Origin of the sequence: Chitinophaga dinghuensis (assembly GCF_003259435.1) — a bacterium.
GTDB classification, from domain to species: domain Bacteria; phylum Bacteroidota; class Bacteroidia; order Chitinophagales; family Chitinophagaceae; genus Chitinophaga; species Chitinophaga dinghuensis.
The window spans coordinates 144573-170914 of sequence record NZ_QLMA01000010.1 but is presented as its reverse complement, the minus strand read 5'-3'; the positions used below and the strand labels follow the sequence as shown (position 1 = coordinate 170914).

The 26342-nt window shown below is 44.0% G+C and carries 28 protein-coding genes; 14 read left to right on the top strand and 14 right to left on the bottom strand.

From position 1 onward, the window contains the following. Positions 1–50: 50 nt before the first annotated feature. A complete protein-coding gene (locus CLV59_RS25865; RefSeq protein WP_146616321.1) occupies positions 51–431 on the bottom strand; it encodes a hypothetical protein in 381 nt (126 codons plus the stop codon). Then, on the bottom strand, positions 428–1828 hold the full coding sequence (locus tag CLV59_RS25860) for an MFS transporter (RefSeq protein WP_111595006.1): 1401 nt from the start codon (positions 1826–1828) through the stop codon (positions 428–430). Before CLV59_RS25860 ends, CLV59_RS25865 begins: the two co-directional genes overlap by 4 nt. A gap of 82 nt (positions 1829–1910) precedes the next feature. Between CLV59_RS25860 and CLV59_RS25855 the strand changes: the two genes are divergently transcribed. The 3 genes from CLV59_RS25855 to CLV59_RS25845 all read left to right on the top strand — a co-directional run bounded on the left by CLV59_RS25855 (position 1911) and on the right by CLV59_RS25845 (position 3697). Next, the gene (locus CLV59_RS25855) at positions 1911–2780 is read left to right on the top strand and encodes a helix-turn-helix domain-containing protein (protein WP_111595005.1); all 870 of its coding nucleotides are present in this window, start codon (positions 1911–1913) and stop codon (positions 2778–2780) included. 5 nt (positions 2781–2785) lie between these two features. Next, complete coding sequence (locus CLV59_RS25850) at positions 2786–3160, top strand: hypothetical protein (RefSeq protein ID WP_111595004.1); 375 nt, start codon at positions 2786–2788, stop codon at positions 3158–3160. 171 nt (positions 3161–3331) lie between these two features. Next, complete coding sequence (locus CLV59_RS25845; RefSeq protein WP_111595003.1) at positions 3332–3697, top strand: glyoxalase superfamily protein; 366 nt, start codon at positions 3332–3334, stop codon at positions 3695–3697. Here CLV59_RS25845 and CLV59_RS25840 read toward each other — a convergent pair. Together CLV59_RS25840 and CLV59_RS25835 are read right to left on the bottom strand one after the other, a co-directional pair. Next, a complete protein-coding gene (locus CLV59_RS25840) occupies positions 3694–4098 on the bottom strand; it encodes an NUDIX hydrolase (RefSeq protein WP_111595002.1) in 405 nt (134 codons plus the stop codon). The genes CLV59_RS25845 and CLV59_RS25840 overlap by 4 nt on opposite strands. A 19-nt stretch (positions 4099–4117) precedes the next feature. Further along, the gene (locus tag CLV59_RS25835; protein WP_111595001.1) at positions 4118–4786 is read right to left on the bottom strand and encodes a Crp/Fnr family transcriptional regulator; all 669 of its coding nucleotides are present in this window, start codon (positions 4784–4786) and stop codon (positions 4118–4120) included. Between the two features lie 109 nt (positions 4787–4895). Here CLV59_RS25835 and CLV59_RS25830 point away from each other — a divergent pair, with 109 nt between their 5' ends. From CLV59_RS25830 to CLV59_RS25800, 7 genes are all read left to right on the top strand, one after another. Then, positions 4896–6599: a chloride channel protein gene (locus CLV59_RS25830; RefSeq protein ID WP_111595000.1), complete on the top strand. Its 1704-nt coding sequence runs from the start codon at positions 4896–4898 to the stop codon at positions 6597–6599. A gap of 62 nt (positions 6600–6661) precedes the next feature. Continuing rightward, on the top strand, positions 6662–7261 hold the full coding sequence (locus CLV59_RS25825; protein WP_111594999.1) for an RNA polymerase sigma factor: 600 nt from the start codon (positions 6662–6664) through the stop codon (positions 7259–7261). 64 nt (positions 7262–7325) lie between these two features. Further along, entirely contained in the window at positions 7326–8468 is a 1143-nt protein-coding gene (locus CLV59_RS25820) for a FecR family protein (RefSeq protein WP_111594998.1), read from the top strand. A gap of 147 nt (positions 8469–8615) precedes the next feature. Continuing rightward, complete coding sequence (locus CLV59_RS25815; RefSeq protein WP_170137929.1) at positions 8616–11981, top strand: SusC/RagA family TonB-linked outer membrane protein; 3366 nt, start codon at positions 8616–8618, stop codon at positions 11979–11981. An 18-nt stretch (positions 11982–11999) separates the two neighbouring features. After that, a complete protein-coding gene (locus CLV59_RS25810) occupies positions 12000–13430 on the top strand; it encodes a RagB/SusD family nutrient uptake outer membrane protein (protein ID WP_111594996.1) in 1431 nt (476 codons plus the stop codon). Between the two features lie 6 nt (positions 13431–13436). Next, entirely contained in the window at positions 13437–14303 is an 867-nt protein-coding gene (locus CLV59_RS25805; RefSeq protein WP_111594995.1) for a DUF4843 domain-containing protein, read from the top strand. A gap of 15 nt (positions 14304–14318) precedes the next feature. Beyond that, positions 14319–15956: a PKD-like family lipoprotein gene (locus CLV59_RS25800; protein ID WP_111594994.1), complete on the top strand. Its 1638-nt coding sequence runs from the start codon at positions 14319–14321 to the stop codon at positions 15954–15956. A gap of 196 nt (positions 15957–16152) precedes the next feature. Here the strand turns inward: CLV59_RS25800 and CLV59_RS25795 are convergent, their stop codons facing one another. After that, complete coding sequence (locus CLV59_RS25795; RefSeq protein ID WP_111594993.1) at positions 16153–16743, bottom strand: NADPH-dependent FMN reductase; 591 nt, start codon at positions 16741–16743, stop codon at positions 16153–16155. 27 nt (positions 16744–16770) lie between these two features. After that, positions 16771–18015 carry a serine hydrolase domain-containing protein gene (locus tag CLV59_RS25790; RefSeq protein WP_111594992.1) on the bottom strand — a complete coding sequence of 415 codons (1245 nt, stop codon included), beginning with the start codon at positions 18013–18015 and terminating at the stop codon, positions 16771–16773. A 98-nt stretch (positions 18016–18113) separates the two neighbouring features. Here CLV59_RS25790 and CLV59_RS25785 point away from each other — a divergent pair, with 98 nt between their 5' ends. After that, the gene (locus CLV59_RS25785; RefSeq protein ID WP_111594991.1) at positions 18114–18530 is read left to right on the top strand and encodes a winged helix-turn-helix transcriptional regulator; all 417 of its coding nucleotides are present in this window, start codon (positions 18114–18116) and stop codon (positions 18528–18530) included. Between the two features lie 27 nt (positions 18531–18557). Here CLV59_RS25785 and CLV59_RS25780 read toward each other — a convergent pair whose 3' ends face one another. Beyond that, positions 18558–19286 carry a DUF4184 family protein gene (locus CLV59_RS25780; protein ID WP_111594990.1) on the bottom strand — a complete coding sequence of 243 codons (729 nt, stop codon included), beginning with the start codon at positions 19284–19286 and terminating at the stop codon, positions 18558–18560. Positions 19287–19403: 117 nt separating this feature from the next. Here CLV59_RS25780 and CLV59_RS25775 point away from each other — a divergent pair, with 117 nt between their 5' ends. Next, positions 19404–19928 carry a YceI family protein gene (locus CLV59_RS25775; RefSeq protein ID WP_111594989.1) on the top strand — a complete coding sequence of 175 codons (525 nt, stop codon included), beginning with the start codon at positions 19404–19406 and terminating at the stop codon, positions 19926–19928. 30 nt (positions 19929–19958) lie between these two features. Beyond that, positions 19959–21209: a DEAD/DEAH box helicase gene (locus tag CLV59_RS25770; protein ID WP_111594988.1), complete on the top strand. Its 1251-nt coding sequence runs from the start codon at positions 19959–19961 to the stop codon at positions 21207–21209. Between the two features lie 97 nt (positions 21210–21306). Here the strand turns inward: CLV59_RS25770 and CLV59_RS25765 are convergent, their stop codons facing one another. From CLV59_RS25765 to CLV59_RS25755, 3 genes are all read right to left on the bottom strand, one after another. Beyond that, positions 21307–21894: a YceI family protein gene (locus CLV59_RS25765; protein ID WP_111594987.1), complete on the bottom strand. Its 588-nt coding sequence runs from the start codon at positions 21892–21894 to the stop codon at positions 21307–21309. 35 nt (positions 21895–21929) lie between these two features. Continuing rightward, positions 21930–22370: a DoxX family protein gene (locus tag CLV59_RS25760; RefSeq protein ID WP_111594986.1), complete on the bottom strand. Its 441-nt coding sequence runs from the start codon at positions 22368–22370 to the stop codon at positions 21930–21932. Between the two features lie 70 nt (positions 22371–22440). Then, positions 22441–22944: a MarR family winged helix-turn-helix transcriptional regulator gene (locus tag CLV59_RS25755; protein WP_211324027.1), complete on the bottom strand. Its 504-nt coding sequence runs from the start codon at positions 22942–22944 to the stop codon at positions 22441–22443. A 94-nt stretch (positions 22945–23038) separates the two neighbouring features. Between CLV59_RS25755 and CLV59_RS25750 the strand changes: the two genes are divergently transcribed. Beyond that, complete coding sequence (locus CLV59_RS25750) at positions 23039–23593, top strand: DinB family protein (protein WP_111594985.1); 555 nt, start codon at positions 23039–23041, stop codon at positions 23591–23593. On the opposite strand, the gene CLV59_RS25745 is transcribed toward CLV59_RS25750, so the two are convergent. The 4 genes from CLV59_RS25745 to CLV59_RS25730 all read right to left on the bottom strand — a co-directional run bounded on the left by CLV59_RS25745 (position 23594) and on the right by CLV59_RS25730 (position 26260). Further along, a complete protein-coding gene (locus CLV59_RS25745) occupies positions 23594–24334 on the bottom strand; it encodes a 3-oxoacyl-ACP reductase family protein (RefSeq protein WP_111594984.1) in 741 nt (246 codons plus the stop codon). It lies immediately after the preceding gene. Positions 24335–24456: 122 nt separating this feature from the next. After that, positions 24457–24966 carry a DinB family protein gene (locus CLV59_RS25740; protein ID WP_111594983.1) on the bottom strand — a complete coding sequence of 170 codons (510 nt, stop codon included), beginning with the start codon at positions 24964–24966 and terminating at the stop codon, positions 24457–24459. A 10-nt stretch (positions 24967–24976) separates the two neighbouring features. Next, positions 24977–25720, bottom strand: a complete 744-nt coding sequence (locus CLV59_RS25735; RefSeq protein ID WP_111594982.1) for a FecR family protein — start codon at positions 25718–25720, stop codon at positions 24977–24979. Positions 25721–25867: 147 nt separating this feature from the next. Next, positions 25868–26260: a transmembrane 220 family protein gene (locus CLV59_RS25730; RefSeq protein ID WP_111594981.1), complete on the bottom strand. Its 393-nt coding sequence runs from the start codon at positions 26258–26260 to the stop codon at positions 25868–25870. Positions 26261–26342 lie beyond the last annotated feature (82 nt).

The window sequence follows — 26342 nt, the reverse complement described above, 5'->3', positions numbered from 1 at the left end:
GAAAAAGCCCAGGAGTGTATATCCTGGGCTTTTTTAATAACTCTTAGAGATTATATCCATTCCTCTTTTAACTGCCACCATTTTAACTTTCCATCTTCCATTCTAAACACAGCGCTGGACCTGCGTACGGTGGTCTTATCTTTCATTTCCTGCTTTTCTTCATAATATGCCAGCGTATGATGAAATGTGCTGAATACTTCAAGTTTATCAATTGTGATGACTATATCGGGTCTGCTGCCTTGTGCAACGGGTAACCATGCCGCTAATTCCGATAGCCCCATTGTATTACCGCCAGGGCCTTCCATGTGAAAATCCGCACTGAAATATTGTAATAACTGATCTTTCGAAAGCGATTCATCTGCCCGAAACCATTTGGCAATATCCACATGGAAATCGATAATCATGCTACTTGCTGTTGCTGTAAGATTCATATGTCTGCAATATATGATTTGTTGTAACTAATGGCCAGTCGCCAACCTGTAAAGAATACAACGGATAAAGTAATAAAGGAAATCTCAATGGAACGACTATACGAAAAGTATTCCAGTAACGTAAAAAATAGTGTGCCGATAACTGCTGTTCCTGTTACGCTGCCTACCTGAATCGCGGTGCTGACAATCCCCGATGCCTGTCCGGCCAGCGATACATCGACATCAGACATTATCTGGCGGAGCATCGCAGGCATCACAGTACCATGACCAATTCCCGCCATGAGCAGACCAGTTTTCAATAGCAGCCCCGGTGTTGATTCAAAATGAAGCGCAATGGCGCCCAACATACACCCCATGGTAATCAACAACAATCCTCCCTGTATTAGCCGATGTCCTGAAAACTGAAACCGATGACTCACCAACGGCGCTATAAAGAAACCAATAGCATAGGGCAAGACAGCCATTCCTGCGTCAAATGCGTCTTTGTGAAGCCCATTCTGGAGGTAATAAGGAAAAATGAGAAATATCGCCGCCGTATGATTATATAGGAAGACGACACCCGCTCCTTTCAAAAACGTCACATTGCGCAACAAAGGAGTATGTAATAAGGGCGATCTCTTCAATATCAGCAATCGCTCCTCATAGCGAAACAATAGCCAGCCAGTAACTCCTGATAAAAGAACGGACATAAATACCCAGAGCGGCCAATGCGCCTCTCTGCCTTTTACCAGGGGATATATAAACAACAATAAACAAATGGTGGCCAGCACTATCCCTCCAATATCCAACTTCGGACGTACTACCGCCTGGTTCTCTTCCATGAAAAAATAAGCCATCGTACAACAAATCAACCCTACCGGCAGATTCACCATAAAAACACTTTCCCAGGTCCATCCGAATAAATGAGCATCTATCAGAATACCTCCTAGTAATTGTCCTGCAATGACTGCCAATCCAAACACTGCTCCAAATATACCCATCGCTTTAGGCTGCTCCGTTGGTGGAAAAATCACTCTGATCGTTGCAATTACCTGTGGCGCCAGCATGGCTGCCCCCATTCCCTGGAGTACTCTGGCGGCGATTAACCAGTTGATGTCTTTCGCACTGGCACAACATGCAGAGGCAAAAGTGAATACCATCATACCAGACATAAACACTTTTTTACGGCCATAGATATCTCCTAACCTGCCACCAGTAACCACTAATACGGCATAGGTAAGACCATATCCCGCTACCACCAGCTGTAATGCGGTTTCTGATGCATGCAGCGCCGTCTTGATATCTGCTAAAGCTACATTGACAATGATAAAATCCAGCGGCGATAAGAATGCTCCGGCAGATAAAATGGCTAGTATCAGCCATCTGCGCGTGGAGTACGCCGATTGTATTGCATCCATTCCTGTAAATTTGAATAGCAAAATAACAGCAGAAAGTACAATAAAAATGGTACTTTAAGGGGTTTGTTTTGTACCTTTAGAAATGGCGTTTACTAAAATCATAGATCAAGCAGAGGTAGCCATTATACAGACGGGAACATCTGTTTACAGGTTTCGGTCCGACTATTATTTTGAAATGGCTTTCGTGATGGAGGGCAGTGGTCTTCATACAGATCAAAAATATCACTATAAGTATGGGCCTCATAAACTGTTTTTATTACAACAAGGCGTGCATTATACCTTTGAGCCGGAAAGCAATAGCCATATAGCATTCCTGCGATTCAGCCCTGGATTCATCGACCAGGTGAGGTTTGAAAATGAGCGTATCGAAACCTGCGACAACCTCAAAAAAATCAGCTATATACTACATCACTTTCATGCAAAAGCAGGTTGTATTTTCAGCGATAAAGCAGATGAAAAAACAGCAAGGGTATTGTTGGAGGGCATCATTCGGGAATATCAGCAAAAGTCGTATGGACACGTACTAATCATTCGTCAGTCACTTTCCATTCTCATCAACCTGATTGCGCGGAACCTGATTGCCAGCGAAGGTCCTGGCGTTAACACCGGGAGCGATCAACCTGCGGGAATGCGCTTGATTACCTATATCCAACAACATATCACTAATCCCGTAGCCTTGAAAACAGAGGTAATGGCAGAAAAACTAAATATCTCTCCCCACTATCTGGGCGAATATTTTAAGAAACATACTGGTCGTAATATACAGGACTACCTGGTGGAATATCGGATGAAATTGATTGAAACGCGTTTAGTGTATAGCAATATGCGACTGAAAGAAATCGCATCGGAATTAGCATTCAATGATGAAAGCTATCTGACGAAATATTTCAGGAAGTATAAAGGAATGACGCCAGGAGCGTATAGAAAGCGATACAGAAATATAAATCAATAATTTTTATGTGGAGTAATCTATATGGCTACTACGAAATTCGTAACGATGCCGAATATACGAAATCCCATCCTACAGAAAATATCGTCCGGATGTTACTGGAAACGGGTGTATTGCTACAAAAGTCGCCGCTCATTTTTGAAAACAGATCGCCGTTTCCATGGCTGAATATTAGTGTGGTATACGCGAGAGATGGCGGATTCGCCGTTGGCCCCAAAAGTACCAGTGAAAGCAGTACCTTATTATCTGTTGTTACGAGTAAACGTTATCACCAGGATGTTTATCTCCCGGTACTAACGGATATTGCAAAGCAATTGGGCTGGCAACTGATTCTTGAAGAAGATGATGAAGATAATGAGCAGGTAGTTTTATATGCTCCATAATAAAACGATAATAACTGTTAGCCAACCATAGGGAGACGACATTACCCGACTTTCCGATTCCCCATGCAGTACCGAGCGCTGGCTGTCTCCCAATGATATTTATGTTACTAACTTTATAACAACGATATTGTATTTGTTGAAACAATATCTTTATCCGTAAAATATCATACAATGGCAAATAAAGTAATTCCCGTTCTGCGCATCTTCGATGTGACAAAGGCCATGGAGTTTTATAAAGACTGGCTGGGATTTCAGGTAGATTGGGAGCATCGTTATGAGGATAATACCCCGCTATACATGCAGGTTTCCAAAGATGATATTGTGTTGCATCTTACTGAACATCATGGCGACTGCTGCCCAGGTGCGAAAGTGTTTGTTGAAACTACCGGACTGAAAGAATATCATCAGTTACTGTTAGACAAAAATTACAAATACAACAGGCCAGGGCTTGAAGTAGAACCCTGGGATGCTATCTCCGTAACAGTGCACGATCCTTTCGGAAATAAAATACTCTTTTCTGAAAGTATAAAGGGTTAATCAATCAGGCCATCGGCTTTTAATTGGTGGAATGCCTTCAAAACGCCTGGTACCTGGTGTTCTTCATGTGCATAATCTACCGGACTGAAAAACTTTACTGCAGCTATTTCGGCGGTTGGCTGAGGGGTAGTCTTCAGTTGACATAGATAAGTATGCTGTTTCATTAAGGTCTGCTGTTCCCCAAAGGCTGGAGCTTCGATATAATAATATTCCTGTAAATCTCCCGCTGTCAGATCCAGATTCAACTCTTCCTTGATCTCTCTGATAATGGCTGCCAGATTGGTTTCTCCGGGATCTACTTTCCCTCCTGGCAGATACCAGGCTTTTTTATTGCTACTGAATGCCAGTAATAATTTGCGGTTTTCCAATGCTATCAGCCCTACAGTGTTAATATATCTCATCTTGCAAAAATATAATTTGCTAGTCTATCATCTTCCGTAATCTTTTCTCATCACGAATGGTAATCTCTTTACCAGACACGAATACCAACCCTTCGTCTACCCATTCATTCAGCATCTTAAAGAGCGTCTCATAGGTGGTGCCTGCATATGACGCGATTTCCTGCCGACTCAGCGTAGATAATATTTGCCCTTCTTTAGTAGCGCCAAAGAGATGTTTAATCTTTAATAAGGCATTTGCTACTCTGCTTTTGGCGCTCATGTGTACCATGTCGCGCATTCCTTGTTCTGCTTTTTGCAGTTCGTTGGCATAGAACAGCACCATTTTATAGGCCAGTTCATGATTCACAAGCAAAGTGGTATGGAAAAATTCCGAGGTGATGAAACAGGCTTCTACATCCTCAATGGCAGTAGCCGTTACAGGATAATGATGCGCTTCCCCCAAACCCCTGTGTCCAAGGATGTCGCCGGCAACGGAAAATTTCACGATAAGGTCTTTATTATCATCTGCCCATTTTTTGTGCACCTTCACTTTGCCACTATGAATAAAGTAAAACCCTTTCACATCTTCCGTTTCCCGGAAGATCACCGCACCCTTTTTAAAATGCAGGATCTTAGCATTGGTGCCAATCGCCCCTTGCCATTCAGGTAAACTATGCAGACAAAGGAAGCAATGTTTATGTTTTTCCATGCGTTATGTATGATAATTATTGCTTTGGCAATAAAAATTAACTTAAAAATTGAATTTTAGTTTGTAAAAATATTGCAAAGGCAATATTTTTGCTTGAAATTTCCTCCCAATGAAGCACAAAAATAGGAAGCCGGCAGTATTTATTGCACCTTCCCTGGATAAATCTGCATATGATCAGAAGAAAATGACTGGAGATAAGACTGTTTCAGGGAGACTATTCTATCTCTCGCTGCAAGCGATCATCAATGCGGTGATTATCGGTGTGATTGCGAAGGGACTTGTTGGACTTATTAACCTCATCACGAATATATCTTTTTATGGCAAATTCTCCTTTGGAGAAGCCAGTCCTGCCCATAATCAGTTAGGCTTATGGGTGATCATTATTCCTGTAATAGGAGGGCTGATAATAGGTGTAATGGCGAGACTCGGTTCCGCCGCCATCCGCGGTCACGGTATTCCGGAAGCAATGGAACAGGTACTGACGAATGAAAGTCGCATTAAGCCAGTCATTACGATTTTGAAACCATTATCAGCCGCTATCTCTATTGGTACAGGTGGTCCTTTTGGGGCAGAAGGTCCGATTATTTCCACAGGGGGCGCGTTTGGTTCCTTTGCCGGGCAAATCATGCATATCTCTCCCAACGAGCGAAAAATTATGTTGACCGCCGGCGCCACTGCTGGTATGGCGGCGATCTTCGGAACGCCGGTAGCAGCGGTATTACTGGCGATTGAATTACTGTTGTTTGAGTTCAGTCCCAGAACTATTATTCCCGTGGCGTTAGCCTGCGCTACAGGTGCAGCCATGCATATCCTGATGTTTGGGAGTGGCCCTGTATTTCCGATGCCGGCTTTTCCTGCGCCCGATGCGCAAGCCCTTGCCTGGTATGTGCTGGGAGGCGCTATCATCGGCGTGCTTGCTGCATTCGTGTCGAAAAGTATTTACCTCATTGAAGATCTTTTTGAAAAACTACCCATTCACTGGATGTGGTGGCCTGCCATCGGCGCCATTGTGATTGGCGTGACCGGTTATTTTGCGCCTTATACCCTTGGTGTTGGCTATAATAATATTACTTCTCTTCTGAGCGGGCAGCTTCCACTGGCCATGGTATTAGGTCTCTGCTTTATGAAATATATCTCCTGGTCTATTTCCCTTGGAAGCGGTACCAGCGGCGGAACCCTCGCGCCACTCATGACGATAGGTGGCGCATCAGGCGTCCTCTTTGGTTTAATCGTCCTGCATTTCTTTCCGGAGAGCCATATTAATCTATCTGTTTGCGCGCTGATCGGTATGGCGGCGATGTTTGCAGGCGCTGCACGCGCGCTGCTGACGGCGGTGGTCTTTGCTTTTGAAGCCACTATGCAACCGCATGGCTTATTACCATTGCTGGGTGCATGTACAGCTTCTTATTTTGTGTCTTTCTTCCTGATGAAAGGCTCTATCATGACGGAAAAAATCGAACGCCGTGGTGTGGCAGCGCCTAATAGCTACGAACCGGATATCCTGCAACGATTGAAAGTGGCAGATATAATGGAAACGATGCCGGAACCAGTAGGCGCCATCAATACCTCCGTATTTGTATATCCGGATGCGCCATTGAGTAATGCAGTGGACCTGATCAGTTTACATAAGCTGGATATCCTGCCAGTGCTTAATCCGGCTGATAATACTTTATCCGGGCTGCTGACGCCTGCACGTATTTTGGACGCTTATTCAAATAGCCGGAATGCTGCAGAACAATACCAGCAGGTGTTTTCTATTCGCAGAAGACGTAATCGTTTGTTGATCAGAAGTCGCCATCTATTTTCCAGGTAAAACAATAGCTTTATTAAGTCATATTTCCTATTTTTAGCCCCGAACAATTGAAATAGTATGGAATGGTAGATCCGCCAACGGATAACGATTTACATAAGCGTTTGATGCAAGGTGAGGAAAAAGCCTTTGCCGAGCTTTATAATCAGTATCAACCAAAACTCTATCTGTTTATTCATCCCTTCACCGGATTTTCCGCACAGGATACAGATGAAGTGATACAAGATGTTTTCTTTAAACTATGGCTACGCAAGGAATTACTCCCTGCTGTCAGCGCTATGTCCGCATATCTTTATATGATGGCCCGCAATTGTCTGCGCGACAGATACCGGCGCCAACAAGTGAGAGATCAGGCGATCGCTGATTTCCAGCTCCAGCAACCGGAGCAACTCTCCCATGTAGAAGAAGAAACGCATTTTCAGGAATATTCTGCCATTGCGAGAAAGGCAATCTCTCTACTGCCCGCCCGCAAAAAATCAATTTTTGCTATGCGTCACGACGAAGGAATGTCGTTGGATGAAATAGCCGATACATTAGGCATCACCAAATTTGGGGTGAAAAAACAATTATATGATGCCGTCAAATTTGTGAGAGATTACCTGAAAACACATGCTGGTATTGATATTCCGCTGGTGCTACTCATCGTATTTTACTACTCCCGCTAAGCGATAGAAAAAAAATTTTTAGAAAAAGGAGTGCTTTCCCTTCTTGCCTGCGTCTTATTACTGTATGCCATTCGATAAAGCTCATATCACCAGATTACTGGATCAACATGTTGCCGGTTCACTCAGCCAGGAAAATCAACTGGTATTGAATGAAGCCATACGCGCTGCCAGTAGTACGGACAGAGACTGGATGATGCAATACCTGGAGAATGCACTAAATACAGCCCAGGTGTCCATCACGCCGGATCAGCAGCTCTACGAACGCATATTACACCGCATTCAACAATCAGAACAGGAATTGCATACGGTGAAACCTATACGTAGCATATACTATACTGTAGCGGCAGCGGCGGCAATACTGCTGTTGGTAACAGCAGGCTTGGTGTGGAAACAAAATAGTCGCCCTGCTGCATCAGCGCCTATAGAAATAATGCCGGGATCGAATAAGGCCATACTTATCCTCGCTGATGGCTCTAAGGTGCAGCTGGACAGTACCACCCGTGAAATTGCACAAGGTAGTTCTGCGGTACGTCAGCAGGAAGGCGCTTTGAAATATAGTAAGAACAATCACACTGCTACTACCTATAATACGCTGACAACCCCTCGGGGCGGACAGTTCCAGGTGGAATTGGCAGATGGAAGTCATATCTGGCTGAACGCTGCTTCTTCCCTGAAGTATCCTGCCACATTCAATGACAGTGAAAGAGTGGTGACCCTTTCAGGAGAAGCTTATTTTGATATAAAACCAGACCCACAGCGGCCTTTCCGCGTGGTTTGCGGTAATACAACAATTCAGGTACTGGGCACTAGTTTCAACATCATGGCCTATGCCGATGAACCTAATCTCCAGGCAGCCCTGGTAGATGGAAAAATTATGGTGAAAGCCGCCGGTAGTGAACGTATAATCAGACCAGGACAAATGGCCGTTGCGGATCAACAAAGTCTGTATGTAGCAGAAGCAGATCTGGACCAGGTCACTGCCTGGAGAAATGGCATGCTGGCCTTAAATACAGCCAGCTTTAAAGGATTAATGCGACAGGTAGAAAGATGGTATGATGTAGAAGTCGTCTACCAGGGAGAAATACCTGATCGCCAATTTGGAGGATTATTGAGTCGAAACACACAATTATCAACACTTCTTGCATTTATGAGAAAGAATGGTATTAATGTAAAACAAGAAGGTCGGACCATAGTAGTCATGCCATAATATAGACAAACAGCTTACAAAACCAATCAACCATTATACGCCGCGCTTTTGAATGGAAAGCGTAGCAGGGCATATTTATGCCATACTAAATCGTAAAAATCAAAAACCAACTACATGAATTTTTCGCCAACCAAAATGTTGTCGGTTATGAAGATGACTGTCACACTGCTGCTGGCCACCGTTATGCAGGTGAGTGCCAGCAGCTATGCGCAAACAGTGAACCTACGTGCGCGTAAGATGCCGCTGGAAAAAGTATTCAGCACAATTGGAAAACAAACCGGATACGCCTTCTTTTGGGATCAGCAGGTGGTACGAAGCCTGCAACCGGTAGATGTTGACTTGCACAATGCCTCTCTGAAAGAGGCTATGAGAACCTGTTTGGCCAATCAACCACTGACGTTCGATCTGGCTGAAACAGACAAGTCAGTTTTTATTCGCACACGTGCGACAGAAAACAAAGTCGCAGACGATCAACAACAACAGATCACTGTTACAGGTAAAGTTACAGACGATGGCAAAGAACCGCTTGCTGGCGTAACCGTAACCGTAAAAGGTACCGGCAAAGGCGCCGCTACCAACGGCGACGGTACTTATACTATTACCAACGTAGATCCAAGGGCAATACTGGTTTTCAGCATGATGGGTTTCCAAACCCATGAAATTCCGGTAAATGGCCGCGGACAAATCAACATCACGCTCGCAAAGAAAGTGCAAAACATGAACGAGGTGATGATCACTACAGGTATCTTCTCCAGAAAGAAAGAATCCTTCACTGGGGATGCGGCGGTTTACTCCGGAGATCAGCTACGCACCGTGAGTAACCAAAACGTTATTCAAAGTCTCCGTTCCCTGGACCCAGCCTTCATTCTCCTGGATAATAACATCGCGGGTAGTAACCCGAACGTAATGCCGAATATGTCCATTCGTGGTAAAACCAGCATCATTGGTACGGTCGACAAATTCGCACGCGATCCTAACCAGCCACTATTTATCATCGATGGTTTCGAAAGCTCCATCGAAAATGTAATGGCCCTGGATATGAACAGGGTAGCGAATGTTACTATCTTGAAAGACGCCAGCTCCACCGCTATCTACGGTTCCAAAGGCGCCAACGGTGTAATTGTCATCGACACAAAATTACCCCGCGCCGGCAAAATGAACCTCTCCGCTGTATACGATAATACCTTCTACTTTGCAGATCTGCGTGATTACAACATGATGAACGCTGCAGAGAAACTGGAATTCGAACGACTGAGCAACGTTTACAATCCTAAAGACGCTTCCAGTACTACCATCTGGAATGTGATGAATGAACGCTATAACAGGAACCTGAATAATGTACTCAGTGGCGTAAATACTTACTGGATGGGATATCCCATCCGTCCTACCACACTGGCCAACAGCTACTCCCTGCAGGCAGATGGTGGCGACACCAAATTCAGATACGCTGTAGGCGGAAGATATTCCACCTTACCAGGCGTGATGAAAGGCTCCAACAGAAACACAGCCTCCGGCAACCTGGACCTGATCTACAGACCAGGTAAGTTCTCCTTTACCAACAGAACTACTTTAACCACCTTTACGGCGGATGATTCGCCCTATGGTAGCTTCAGCGACTGGGTAAAGGCAGTTCCATACTATAAGCCTTCCAACGATAAATACCTGGATTATGGCCTCAATCCATATGTGGGAGATACAATTCTGGTGTACAACCCTATCTACCAGATGAATCTGCCTAAAATGGACAGAACAAAGAATGTGAATCTCCGCAATAATATCAGCGCTTTTTATCAATTCAATGATCACTTCCGCGTGGACGGCCGTGCATCTATCACCTATAGTAATCAGCAGCATGAAATCTATCGTTCTCCGCTAATGAAGGATTTCGACAAAAAAGACGTATCCCAGAAAGGATTGTATAAGAACAGTACTGACCGCGGATTATCCTATGAGGCATACCTGCAGGCTAGCTATGGTAAGATATGGCATAATACCCATGAACTCAACCTGGTTCCTGGTTTCAACGTGTCTTCCAACAGCATGACTTCTGATGGCTACTCAGCTACTGGGTTCCCCGCTGTAGATAAGATCTATCCAGGCTTTGCTTCGGGCTACCCTACTGCCGGACTTCCCGACTATGGTAAATCTGTGAATCGTTCCGCAAGCTTCTTCCTGAATGGTTACTATGGTTACAAACGTCGATACATGATAGATGCTATTTATCGTAAAGACGGATCTTCTATCTTTGGTAGCAGTGTGAATCACACCAATACCTGGACTTTAGGTCTTTCCTGGAACCTGCACAATGAATCCTTCTTTAAAAATATCGCATGGGTGAACTTCCTGAAACTGCGTGGAAGCATCGGTAATCCAGGTAATCAGAATTTCAGTTCCTACAACTCCTTCACCACCATGGCATACAATCGTGGCGTAGTGAACTCTTTCGGCCTCGGTACCAACGTATTCGCATGGGGAAATTCAGAACTGGCATGGCAGAAAACATTGATGAAAACAGTAGGCGTGGATGCCAGATTACTGGATGAACGCATCTCCATCAATGCAAACATCTATAATAACCTGACAGATCCGATGATTATCAGCATTGATAATGCGCCATCTACCGGTTCCAGCACCATTATGTATAATATCGGCCACTCCCGTGTGAAAGGCTATGATATCGCCATAAGCGCCACTGTGCTGAGTAATGTAAAAGAACGCTTTTATGTACGCCTCAGCGCTTCTACGAAGAAAGAAACGACTACTTACGGCGGACTCGGAAACATCCTCGATCAATTAAACAAGAACAATGCAGGATTAATCAATAGCAATAATAAAGACAGCTACCACGACTACACCAATGTAGCCCAGAATCTGGAGCGGTACATGGATGGCGGTCATCCGAACGACTTATGGGCTGTACGTTCCATGGGCGTTGATCCGGCAAATGGAAGAGAATTATACCTGGATAAAAATGGTAATCTTACCTATAACTATGATGTGGTAAATGTGGTGAATGTAGGTAACACTTATCCTAAAATGCAGGGAACCGTGGGCGTTTCCGTTCAGTATAAAGGGTTCAGCCTGAACTCCATTATGCGATATAAATGGAAATCCTATCAGTTCAATAGCGCCCTCTTTAATAAAGTAGAGAACTTAACACGTCAACAAGTAATGGGAGAAAACCTGGATAAACGTGCCCTCTATAATCGTTGGAAAACGCCAGGCGATAAAGCGGAATTTACCAATATCCCGGATCTCAGATACGGTACTTCTACAAAAGATATTAGTATGTCCAGCCGCTTTATCCAGGAAGAGAGCAGCTTTGCAGGAGAATCCATCTCCCTGTCTTATGATTTCTACGCCAATAAGTTTATTAAAAAACTGGGTCTGCAATCACTCTCTATTTCTGGATATATGAACGACTTTTTCTACCTGACCAATCTGCGCAGAGAAAGAGGTATTGAGTATCCATATGCAAGATCCTGCTCCTTTAAGTTAATGGCTGCATTTTAAAAATATCAACTATTGCACATGAAGAAAGCTATTATATATTTTTCCTTACTGGCAGGCGCATTGCTGACAATGACTGCTTGTAAGAAATATCTGGATGTAAGACCGGAAGACAAGATTCTGAAAGATGAAGCCTTCACTAAAGAATCCGGTTTCATGACGCAACTCAACGGCGTCTATCTGAACATGTCTTCTTATGATATGTACGGCGGTAAAATGCACATGTTGATCCCGGATGTATTGGGACAACTATATAACGCCACTGGTGGCTCGCCGTATAACAATATGTCGAGATACACCTATACCGATGATAAAACGAAGGGGTATTTTGCTGATTACTGGTCCAATGCCTATTCCAGCATCGCGAATCTCAATCTGATCCTGGATAATATCGACAAAGCAAAGAATGTATTTACCAATAACAACTACAACCTGGTAAAAGGTGAGGCCCTGGCTTTGCGTACATTCCTGCACTTCGATCTGATGCGTCTTTTCGGTCCGATCTATGCTACCACTGACTCGGCCACCATGTCTATTCCCTATTACAGCTATCGTTCACCAATGGCAAGACCTTATGTAAAAGGCAATGACCTGATGGATAGTCTGCAACGGGATATTAGTCTGGCTGCATCATTACTGGCAAATGATCCGGTACTGAAATATGGTCCTGGTGGAGATAGTTCTTCCAACTTCACATCCTATCGAAAGTACAGACTGAATTATTATGCGGTGAAAGCTTTGCAGGCAAGAATGTACTTGTACAGATTGGATAAAGTGAATGCACTGGCCGCCGTACAAGATGTGCTGAATGCGCCTGCCGCTTATTTTCCTTTTAATACAATAGGTTCTGTTCCTTCCGATCCGGCGCTCACAAAGGATTGTCTCTTTCAGTTAGAGAATTACAAACTGGAAGATACCTATAACAAACTGTTTGCTACAACACTGTTTGAAAATAATATTCTGATGCCAAGAGGAGATGCATTAACCAGCATCTTTAATCAAAATGCAGACCTGCGTATTTCTCCTTTCCGTTGGAATCTGCCATCAGATGGGTCCAGAACGGAGAAAGTATTTTATAAGTATTCTCCGGTTCTTAACAATCTGGGTAATACCAACGTGCGTATACCGATTATGAGGGTGGCGGAATGTTACCTGATTGCAGCAGAAGCGGCGCCAGACAGACCTACTCAACTTCAATATCTCAATAAATTGAAAGCAGCCAGAGGGGCGGATCTGATCGTGTCTACCAACGACTTCACTGGAGAAATAACCAAAGAATACCGCCGCGAATTCTATGGAGAAGGCCAGATGTTTTATTACTATAAACGTATTAACGCAGCGAATATTCAGGATGGACTGGCGGCTCCGGGCACCATGATATCTATGACGAAGGCCAAATATGTAGTGCCACTTCCAGATGCAGAACGCCAGATTCATTTACCTAATCCCTGATGAAACATGAAAAAATTAGCTCTCTTTATATTTCTGATAACAGGTGTCCTGTTATTTTCCTGCAAGAAGTCAGGATTGATGCAATTCACTGCCCGTAGCAATGTATACTTTCCGGTGTCTCCGGATAAATATTCTGCAGGAGTGGCGGATGAGAAAGGTTCCATCGTGTATGGCGATTTCTCTAATAACGCAAAAGATACAGTGGCGGTAGATACACTCGTGACCAATTTTGGTTTCTTCGGTAATGGACCAAAGGAAATGTATGTACTGGTAACGGTATCGGTTATGGGAGACACGAGCTCTGTTGACCGGAAAGTGAACCTGACGGTTGATCCGTCTAGTACAGTGCCAGCAGGTATTGTGAGTTTTGATCCAGCCACCTGTATCATTCGGCATGGTAAATCTTCTGCCAGTATTCCCATGAAGATTCTCCGTGATCCGTCTCTGGCCACCAATAAATATTTCGTTACGCTGAATCTGGGCGTTACCGATCAACTCTCTACAGATTATAAAGGAGAATTGGTGGCTTCCAGTCCCAAGAAATTAAAAACTTGTCTGCAGCGAACCTACTCTATCACAGACAACATCCCGCAGCCAACCTGGTGGGTGGGCGGTAACAGTATCGGGTCTTATTATTTCGAGGAATATTCTCCAACTAAAATGAAATTCCTTACGGAGAGCCTGATGATTCCTTTGTCTTTCCTCCTGCAAAATCAACCTAACCTTTCCATTGTGGGAAGCTATAGCCAGGCATATAACTGCGGACTCGCCAAAGCAAGAAAAGCAGGAACGCCTGTTATGGATGTCAGCCTGACCACCGGTCAGACCTTCCCAATGAAATCCTCTATGGCAGGTGGTACTTTGTGTGATTAATCAAAAATAAACAACATGAATCGCTTTATAAATATATTCGCTGCCTTACTGCTTCTGGCTGGTTTCCTTACCAGTGGCTGTTATAAGGACCTGGGGAATTATTCGTATTCTCCGGTAAATGAACTGAAAATCGATACTTTCCCCTATGGAATGACAGTCTATCAGTATGATACCATCCGTCTTACTCCAAGGGTGATTTCCACCATAGAAAACATTCCTACAGACGATACTGCCAGGTTCGGCTATCGCTGGGTATTGGGAACGCCCGATAGCAGCGCAGTGAGCATGGAATACCAGCAACTGGCTACCACTTTCAAACTGAATGCAAAGGTAGTAGTAGGGGCAGGCGTTTACGGGCTCTATTTTGAAATTAGAGACAAGAAAACCAAACAGGTTTACATGCGTCACATGAATAAAGTGACGGTGGCATCCAGTACTTATGAAGGCTGGCTGGTACTAAGTGATATCAGTGGTAATGCCAGACTGGATATGATCAATTATATCAATGGTACTGCTTTGTTTACTTCGGATATCCTCAGCGGTTCTCCTGATCTGCCAAAGCCGCTGAAAGGACCCAGGAAAATCTGTTATTACCCAACCAGTAACTATAATACTATCCCATCGCCGGCTTGGGTAGATGCCAAAGGGAACCAGATGGCCGGTGCGAAAGATTTTATTTACCTCTCTACTGATAAAGGCTCCTGGAAATTACGCAGCGATGCATTGATAACACAACGCGCATGGAATACCTGGTACGAATTCCTCCTTCCGCCGGAAGATAGTGCCACATTCGCACCCGCATTTGTAGGCGCTGGCGAAATTCCTGCGAATACTAGCTATATACATGTATACGACGGAAAAGGAAATTTTTATCAACGTGGACCGCTGAACTATTTCATTAATGCAAAAGCCAACCACATGTCTGGTGGTAATGATTTCCGTGCAGCCCCATTCATTGGCAGAGCAGTGAACGGTGTTGCAAACGATTATGCTGCCTTGTACGACATGGACCTGAAACGATTTGTGCGACTCGCTTCCAGCGGGGTATGCGTAGCATTGACAAATCCGACCACTCCTTTATTTGATTTCAATAATGTAGGAATGGATCTTGTTTGGATGAAAACCATGGGTACACTGCTGAATACGTTTGCAGTGATGAAAGATCCTGCCGGCGATATGTGGTTACTGGTATTTGATGTGAGAAGTGCCGTTTCACAGACTGCAAAAATGAAACTGGATTTCCCGGATATTAAAAATGCGAAGTATTTCGCATTGGATAAAAACTACGGTACCCTCTACTATGCAACTGATAGTAAAGTATATGCTGTTCATAAGGATTTCGCAGGCTGCTATTTATTACTGGACGTAGGGTCCAGGAAAATCAGCTGGATGGATCAACATACATTTACTACTTACGCAAAAAGATATAACGGCGATCCTACATCGGGTACCAATACTACCAATCTGGAACCGTACATGGCCAACTGGTTGGGAGTTGCTACCTACGATCCTGCTGATCCGGATCATACAGGAAAACTGAATTTCTATTATTCTAAGTCATTCCAGACAGATCAGGCCGTACTGGTACGTAAAGATGAATACAGCGGCTTTGGTAAGATTGTCAGCGTGACTTACAGAGAGAGAGCACAATAATACTTTGAATACCCTATTTTCCTCATACCATTGATCGTAAGCCCTAAAAAACGGACGGCTGTCTCTATCCAATAGAGACAGCCGTTTTTCTTAAAACTATTATTCGGTAAAGGGACAAATGGGGCAGATATATGCGGCAAAGAAATAGGATTTATTCTAATTGCAGCACTATCAAACCCAAAATGGCATTTACGTGTTAGGCCATGTTCATAGGGGGCGGAGTGAGAAATCCTTCTGCATCTTCACCAGCGTGAACTGCCGTAATTAAAGCGGTCATCAGCTGTTCCAAACGTAACAATGTTTCCATATGTGTGATAACTGGTTCATTATTAATCTTTGTTTTCACGGCAGGAATGACCAGCTGCATATCTTCACTTATTCTTGACTCAATAATCAGTAAGGTGCCTAACAAAGATTTATGAGCATGATAACCGGAAGTGCCTGCTGTAATTAGTGCCACCGGCTTTTTGGAAAACTCCATACTGGAAACGGTCCAGTCGATCGCATTTTTAAGAGTCCCAGGTACGCCTATCGCATACTCAGGCGTACAAATCAATACTGCATCTGCCGCCCGGATCTTTGCCCTGAAATCCGCAACAGGAGCCGGAGCAAGACGATGATCCATATCCAGATCAGGATTGAAATGTGGTAATTCCGTTAATCCTTCATAAAGATCTATTGTTACCCTTTCTTTATATAATGCTGCCAATGCTTTGATTAACAAATGATTGGACGATTGTTTCCGTGTGCTGCCAGAGATGGCCAGTATCTTGATGGGAATAGACATAGTGTTAGTTTACACTACTAAGTTAAGTTAAAGTGCTCCGTAAACCATGTGCTGCAGGTTTTGTCCCAGTCCAAAGAAATCTTCCGGCAGATGCTCCTGTGTAAGTATAATTCCAATAATTTTTTTGGCTGGATCTACCCAGTAATGCGTGTTGAATGCACCACACCAATAGAATGATCCTACACTGATCGGTAACATATGTTTATTACGGGGACTAATAACGGCAACGCCTAAACCGAATTGGAAGGCATCGCTATTGGCATTTCCCATTAACTGATTGCTGGTGAAGAGTGCAATCGTAGCCGGACTTAAGAAATGATGACCATTGACAGTACCGCCTTCCTGCAACATTAGCAGGAAACGGGCATAATCTGCCGCAGTAGAACTGAGTCCGCCGCCACCAGAAAAGAAAGTGGTCGTATCCAGTGGGTACATAGGATCGGTGGATTCAAAAATGGGATGTGTGATTTTTTGCAGTCCATGGCTGCCTTTTTCCTGTAAGGTTACAAGGCGATTGGCTTTGGATGCTGGCAGATGGAAATAAGTATCCTTCATGCCTAATGGCGTGAATATACGTTGTTGAAAGAATTGCTCCAGGGTTTGACCACTCCATATCTCCACAAGTCGGCCTAATACGTCTACATTTAATCCATAGGTAAATGCTTCCCCGGGCTGATGTATCAGAGGAGCGGCAGCCAACTTGTTAATGAAGTCTTCCAGGCTACCATGTGTGCCGATTGCCACTGTGAGTCCGGCTTTACTAAAGATCGCATGGATGCGGGGATCGTAGGAGATGGCGCCATATTCAATACCGGAAGTATGTGTCATGATATCCCGGATCGTGATAGGACGTGCCAGTGGTTTGGTGGTATAGCTGCTATCGGCGGCATTAAAAGTATCCAGGACTTTTGTTTGGGCAAATGCAGGTATGTATTTAGACACGGGTTCATCTAACCGGAATCGTCCTTCTTCCAGTAGCATGAGGGCTGCAACACTCGTAACTGCTTTGGTAAAAGAGGCCACCCGGAAGATATTATCATTTTGCATAGGTTTTTTAGTATCCGTGTCTGCATAACCAAATGATTTATTATAAATCGGTTTGCCATCTTTCAACACTAAAATGGTAGTACCGGTAATTTCGCCAGTGGAAATTTTTCTGGTTGCAAATTGATCTATCTGATGTTCCAGTTGATTGGCAACCACGGGTTTAACCTGGGCTGTAGTAGTATAAGTGAGACCTGCCAGCAGCAGGGTAGAAATTATCGTTTTCATTGCGTATAGTTTTTTAAATTTGTATAGCAAAGATAGAACCCGATAACCCAGGAATCCAATACAGCAAAGGATTGTGAGGAACTAACAATAATGTAAGTATGGGAAAGACTAAGAAAAACTCTACCAATAATATCAATAAGGAAAAGATCATGGCGCAGTGTACAGAAACTTACGCTATGAATATGATTGGTACCAGATGGAAGCTCGCTGTTTTCTATCATCTTAAAAAGGGGCCGCTGCGTTTCAGTAACCTGAAAGAGCTGATCGGAGAAGTATCTGATCGTATGCTAACCTTGCATCTCCGGGAAATGGAAGAAGATGGACTTGTGATCCGCACCGTATATCCGGAAGTGCCGGTGAGAGTGGAATATCACCTTACAGAGAGCGCAATGGAACTGCAACCGGTATGGGATTTTCTCCGTGCCTGGGGCCGCAGACACCGGAATCTGATGACCGGCGTAGAGCCGACGCCGTTAGACCTGAATATCGCTTATAAAGGGCCTATCGCTTCCTGATAAAACAGGCGGTATTGAAGAAAACGACTATTGCTTAGGTTTAACCCGCATCAATGCCGCCATCACAATAAAGCCATACATGACTCCTCCCAGTGTGGTAGCCAGGTAATCCAATCCTTTACAAGCAATGTAATGGTAGCGCTCATTTGCCAGTAATACAAGAAAAGAAAAGAGCGCAGTGCCTCCCCAGAAAAATAAAGCTTCGCCTGGAGCGTTAATCTTTTGTGGTCTTTTTACCGGTATTTTAAAAAAGTAATAAAACAAGATCATCAATCCGGCAACAGATGTAAGAATCTGCATCCAGTACCAGGCTGGCATATGGCCCCAATTGCCCTGCAATGGGGAAATATGCGTCACAAAGAACCCTTCCTGATGGGTAAATCCATCGAAGAACAGATGGGTGGCAATGCCCAACAGGGTAGATAAGATGACTACCCAAAAGTGGCGGCTGAAGTACCGATGCCAGTTAAAATACCGATAACGTTCGAGGCGTGCAGCCGCAAAGGGCGGCGAATACTTCATCAACGGATATCTCCACCAGTGATGCCAGGCATAAGCCAGCAACAGGGCCAGGGGAAGATCATACAACAGAATACCAGGAAAATGATGGCCATCGTCCGCATATGGATTGAGCCTGAAAAAATAGAGGAAATCCGGAACCATGCTGCCAATGATCAGGCCGCTAAGAGATAAATACCGGCGGGGAACACGGTATAACGGCGAAGCAACAGCGGCATGTGATATCGTAAAAGGCATTAATCTGGTCGTTTATTTAGTATCAAGACAAATCGTCCATCATTTCCGGCAATTTATCCAATTATTTCAAAGTTATAACACGTAATTTTATGTTATCATTTTTAAAACGAAGAAACCATGACTACCTGGAAAATTGATGATGCACATAGCGAAATCGGCTTTAAAGTTAAGCACCTGATGATTACAAACGTTAGCGGATATTTCACCCGCTTCTCAGGCGAAGTTAAGACAGAAAGCGAGGATTTTCACGACGCTACTATTACTTTCGAAGCAGAAACAAACAGTGTCGATACCTCCAATCAGCAACGCGATGAACACTTAAGAAACGGGGATTTCTTCGATGCTACCCAGTTTCCTAAAATCAGTTTTGTATCCAAGAAAGTGAAAAAAATCAACGGCGACCAATACAAGCTGCAAGGTGAACTGACCATTAAAAATCAGACCCACCCAATAGAACTGGATGTAGAACATTTTGGTGTAACCACCGATCCATGGGGTCAGACCAAAGCCGGTTTTGCCCTGAAAGGACGCCTGCACCGTACCGATTACGGTCTGCGTTGGAATGCTACAACCGAAGCTGGTGGTATCGTTCTGAGCGATGAGGTGAAACTGAACATGGAAGTGCAGTTGGTAAAGGCGTAGAATGCGCTGGCTTCTCCTTATCTTTGACGCATGAAATTTGAACAGTACAATATTTCGTCAGAAATAAAGGAAAGCTTGGCAGAATTGGGATTCAAACGCCCTACAGATATACAATTTAAAGCCATACCATCTATCCTTAAAGGAGACGATGTAATGGCTATCGCACAGACAGGAACTGGCAAAACAGCTGCTTTTGCCATTCCTGTCCTGCATCGCCTGCAACAACAGGACCATAAATACGATAAACGCCGTTACGAGGTGAAATGCCTGGTAATGGTGCCTACCCGGGAACTGGCCATCCAGATCGCTGAGGTATTTCAGAAAATAGCCCAATACACAGACCTGCGCATCCTCGCCCTCGTAGGAGGGATGGACCAGGACCCTCAAATCAAATTCCTGGAAAAAGGAGTGGATGTCCTCATTGCAACGCCTGGTCGTATGTTCGATCAGCTCAATCAGGGCCATATAGACCTCCGTAGCGTACAAACACTCATCCTCGATGAAGCCGATCACATGCTGGACCTGGGTTTCATCCGGGATATCCGCGATGTGATCAAACATATCCCCCGCAATCACCAAACATTATTCTTCTCCGCTACCCTCGATAAAGATATCAAGGACCTGGCCTATTCCGTGGTGAATAACCCTATCCGTATCCAAATTTCTCCGCAAGATCCTGTATCCAAGAACGTTACACACTCTGTGGCCTACGTTGGTATGGATGATAAACGCTTCTTCCTGGAAAGACTGGTAAAGGAATTCCCGGAAAGTAAAATCCTCGTTTTTGTACGTACGAAAGTCCGCGCAGAACGCGTGGTAGCCGCTATGGCAAGAGTAGGCATCGAATCCCTGGCCATGCATGGCGGTAAAGAACAGGATGATAGATTGTCCGTAATGGAGGAATTCAAAACAGGAAAGGTCAAAGTACTCGTAACTACAGATGTAAATGCCCGCGGTATTGATATCCCGAACGTAGATTATGTAGTGAACTACGATCTGCCGGATGTTCCGGAAAACTATGTTCACCGCGTAGGAAGAACCGGCCGTGGCGTACAAAAAGGTAAAGCAGTCGCTTTCTGCAGCGAAGAAGAAAAACCGCTGCTGGCAGAAATTCAGGGATTCATTGGTAAAGATATCACAGAGATGAAAATCAATAAAGATGATTACCGTGAAACCATCAGCTTCTCCGAAGATATTCCGAACGATAACTGGCAACTATTGCTGGATCAGCATAACAAGGAAATGGAAGAGCAGAAAAAGAAGAAGAAAAAGAAAAAATAGTGCGATAAACGCGCTTGAAAAATAAAAGGAAATGGCTTGACATCACAGATGTCAAGCCATTTCCTTTTATATCAACTTCCTTTCGAAAAGCAATACCTTATTGTTTTACGAGTTCAGCATTCACGAGGATATCCACGTTAGCGCCTACAGCATAAGTGCCGCTAGGCAGTTTATCCGCATATTTCAAACCGAAATCAAAACGGTTAACAGTTGCTTTAGCAGTGAAACCTGATCTTCTTAAACCCCAAGGATCTTTAATTACGCCGTTGAAATTAACGTCGAAGGCTACACGCTTTGTGGTGTTACGGATGGTAACATCAGCCAGCATTACATATTTGTTGTTGAGTACTTTCTTGAAAGAAATACTTTTTACAGTAATGGTAGGGTATTCTGCTGCATTGAAGAAATCATCTGATTTCAGGTGACCATCACGTTGTGCAACACCAGTGTTGATGCTGTTTACATCGGCAGTGAATTCAACTTTTGCATTCTGGAAATTTGTGCTGTCAGCAGTTTCAACAGTACCGGAGAATTTATCAAATTTACCTTGGACGAAGTTGATACCGAGGTGGTTTACGCTGAATCCGATAGTGGTATGTGCAGGATCGGCAGACCATTTAACCTGTGCAAAAGAAGTAACGCCAGCAAGCAGTAAAGAGGCGGTGAATAAGAGAACCTTTTTCATGAATGTTTATTTAAGCTTAAAAATTTGTGTACTAATTATTTTTTGAAGATGGCGCGATCCACAGACCAGCGGCCTGCTCCTGCAATCAGCAAGGAAACCGTGATAGCCAGTACCAGCAGATGATACTCAAATCCTTCTCCTGATTGCTGTCCAAACCAGTTCATGAAGAACCCGTTGCCCGCATGCATCTTCATGGCTACTAACATAATAACAGTTAGTAATCCTGCCCAAATGCGTGTAGTGAATCCCAGTAGTAACAACAATGATCCAACGGACTCCGTAATGATAACCAGGAATGCCAGTATTGCAGGGGTTCCTCCTTTAGTAAAGAACTCCATTGTGCCACTGAAACCCTGGCCGCCAAACCATCCTAATAATTTCTGTGCGCCATGCGGAAATATCACAATGGCCACCATCACTCTTATGATAAAGGATACAATGTTGTTATCCGTTTGAAATAATAATCTTTTAAGCATTTTTGTTGATTTTTTAAGTTGTAGTGGTCTATACTATTATTGTATATACAATTGTTAGGGCAAAAAAATATTAACCACGCAGCTTATCCAACAGCATATTGAGCTGATGAGCTTCTTCTGAAGTAAGGTGGCGAGTGATGGTTTTATTGTTTTTCTCCACCACAGGGTCCAGTTCAGCCAGGAGTTCCATACCTTTTTCTGTAATTTCTATTTCCACCTTTCTACGGTTCTGTTCACACTGTACGCGGGTGAGCAGCCCCTTCTGACGCAGTTTTTCCACCAGCCTGGTAGCATTACTCATCTTGTCCATCATACGTTCCTGAATATCAGAAAGATTCAACGCACGTGGCCTGCTTCCTCGCAGAATACGCAACACATTGTATTGCTGGGACGACAAATCAAACTTCTTCAGTGCATGCATAATGCCCACCTCCACCCAACCGGATGTAAATACGATATTCAGCATCACCCGCTGAAACTCGTCCTTAAATTTCGATTGTTTCAATTCATCTTCCAGTTTCATAAATACAAATACAATTGTTGTATAGACAACAAAGGTAGTTGTATTTTTCATCTCTCCAAAAAAAATAATAAAATTTTTTGGCAGTCTACTGACATAAGGCTGTCACATACCGGTATTTACTTTGTACTAACAAAACAAAATCAATATGTTACAAGCTACTTCCACATTAATGACGAACACTGCAGCTGATGTTCTTGAAGCGATCATGCAGGATCAGGTGAATTATAACCTTTGGGCGAATACCCGGTTAATTGACTTTTTACGTTCGAAAGAGCAGGATTTAATGGAGAGAGAAGTAGCCTCCAGCTATGCAGGCATAAAGGCTACCTTATTACATATATGGGATTGCCAGGATTGGTGGCTGATTAATATGAAGAATGGAGATGCATCTGCGCCGCGCAACATTCCTAATCCCAATACTGCTACTGTAGCGGAAGTAATGGAAGGCCTCCTGGCACATTCCCTGGAGATGGTCAACTATGTGAATAAAATGGCGAAAGAAAAGTTGAATGAAACCTGCCTGGTGGCCATCCCTTTTACGGGCGATTACCTGATTCCCCGCTTCCAGATGTTGCAGCAGGTAACCATGCACAGCGTATATCACCGTGGACAAGTAGTTACCATTGGCCGCCAGTTAGGTTTCACCGATGCTCCGAACACAGACTATATGTACTATATGCTGTTGGGAAAAAATATTTAATTAACTGTTGAATCCTGCATCGATGGTTTGTGTCGTACCAGTGATGAAGCTACTTTCAGGTCCTGCCAGATAGGATACGAGAGACGCGATCTCCTCTGTTTTGCCATAACGTCCCAATGCTGTGAATGAGGCTATAGCAGCGGCATGTGCACTGTCGGCAGGATTCATCTCAGTATCAATCGGACCGGGTTGTACCAGGTTGGCGGTAATGCCCTTACTGCCCAGGTCTCTTGCCAGTCCTTTATTGAGCCCTATCAGCGCGGATTTACTCATCGCGTACAATAACCCGCCCGGCGCGGCTAGTCGCTCTGCCATATTACTACCAATGGTAATAATTCTGCTGCCGGCTTCCATATACTTGGCCGCCGCCTGAGACGCTACAAATACGGCCCTGGTATTAACGGCCATCATCAGGTCGTAATCTTCCAGGGTATATTCTTCCAGTAACTTATACTGATACATGCCTGCATTGTTGACCAGGATGTCGATGCGGCCAAATTGTTGTATGGTGGTGTCTACTGCATGCAGAATATCTGCTGCTACGGCATTGTTGGCCTGTATGGCTACAGCTTTCCTTCCATAGCCGGATACACGTGCACTTACTTCGTCTGCGCGTTCTTTACTTTTGGAATAGGTAAATACGATATCAGCTCCTTCCGCTGCGAGTTTTTCCACAATGGCGGCGCCCATACCGCGACTACCACCTGTTACTAATGCTACTTTATTTTCCAGTCGTTTCATAATAATTGATTTTGACAGGACAAAACTAGCATGGGCCATGCTTCCAAAGAAGAACGGCAACAATTGTTAATTACTAACCAGAATGTTAGAATTGAGCAGGGTGGAGGTTTTCAGGGAAAATATTACAGATATCTCTCCTTCAGTACCTGCATATGATGTATTTGGTGTCCAACAATTGTGAAGCCAACTGCAATCACACTCATTTCATATTTCCAGGAAATACCTGAACGTAACAGTACAGATTCTGAGAAACCGTTGAACATGGCTTCTGTGGCTTTGCGGGTATACTTCATTTCTTCTACCAGGCTGCCCAGTGTCCTTAACTTGGAAAGTCCGTGTTCTACAAACTTATCCTGATCGAATCCGGCGAGAGGGCCCTTTTCATTGCGTGCAAAGTTCATTGCACGGAAAGCAAATACCCTTTCTGTATCAATCATATGCAGGAAAACGTCTTTGATAGTCCACTTCCCTGGAGCATATGTCCAGTCGCCCCTGGGTTCATATCTTTCCACATCAAAATTCTCCAGCTCTTTGTACGTCATAGCAAATGCTTCGGATAATTCTACGTCCGGTACCTGATTGATATATCTGTCAAAATAGGTAGGGGTAGGGAATATGGCTGCTTTCTTCATAATTGAAAAATCATGGGTTTAAGGTGCTTATATGCTGGCTGAGCTCATTGCCTGCCTGTGTTTTTTTTGTCCAGCTCATCACTTCCTGCAGGTTGACTGTTTTCACACTAAAATCATCGTCTGCATTATAAACAGCTTCTGTTCCCGGTTTCAGATTAACAGTTGTTCGTTGGTCCGTTACTGTTACTGCCCCGCTAACGAGAATTGTTCTGACATGTTCCCGATCATAGGAATTGATAAGGAAATCTGCTCCACTGGCGGTGATATCCGTTACTGGCGTGTGAACGGTCAGTAAAGTAGTATCTCCGGGAACCAGGCGGAAGTAGGCTTCCCCATCGATGAACAGCTGTTTGTTACGTCCTGCATTTACAAATTTAAAACGAATAGTGGTTTTTCCGTTCATCAAAACATTAGTACCGTCTGCCAGGATTAAAGAGTAGGTCTTTCCTTCAGGCACCTGTAAGGTGTTCCAGGAAGTTACTCCTATTCCTTTTGGAGAGTAGGTAATGCCTTTGGCGGAAATATAGATGGTAGCATCAGGCGATTGCAGAATCTTATGTTCTTGGCCGGAAAGGTCCACTGTCTCGCCATTAGCGAGGATCAGCTGGATTTTCTTTTCCGCAGGGGCGGCAGTTGGCGTTATCATTGTTACCGGCCTTTGCGCCCACCATCCGATGGCGCTTACGACGACCAATATACAAATTATCGTTATCCACACTGCCGGTGTTGCGGCTTGCTTTGGGTGTGGTTTCATACACAGTATTTACAGGTTCGGTACCAGGCAATGCTATTATTGCCTTACGAAAAGTACAAATTGCCGGCAACCTTTCCAACTGGAGGCGCCGGAACTTTGTTAGGATCCTGTTAAATCTGTATCACCCCAGGAGGTGAGGTGCGCCCATTATTGGCCCAGCGCCGCTGTCTTCGCCTGTTTGCCCGCGTAGAGGTAGTTTATACCAAGTACAACTATACAAATAACCAAACCGAAAAATTCTCTGGTCTCTTCTATCCAGGCATGTTCCGCACTCATCTTTTGTGCAATATTCTCTGCATGATGTTGCGTTGCCCAATCAATTACACCGTCTTTCGTCACAAAAAGATAACCTGCATAGATTAAATAAACAGCAATGCCGAGAAGATACAATTTCCTGTAAAATTGTTTGCGCGCTGCATAGAAACACATAGTGGCAGCATAAAGATAAATAGGCATCCATACATAAGGATCCGGGTCATTGTATTGCAAACCCGCAAAAATGACGAACAACACTACAAAGATGATGTTGAAAACACGCATGAGATATTGATTGTGCTCTAAACATACATAAAATGAATTTTTAAAACCACGTTTTTTACAGGAATACCGCCCAAATATCAAA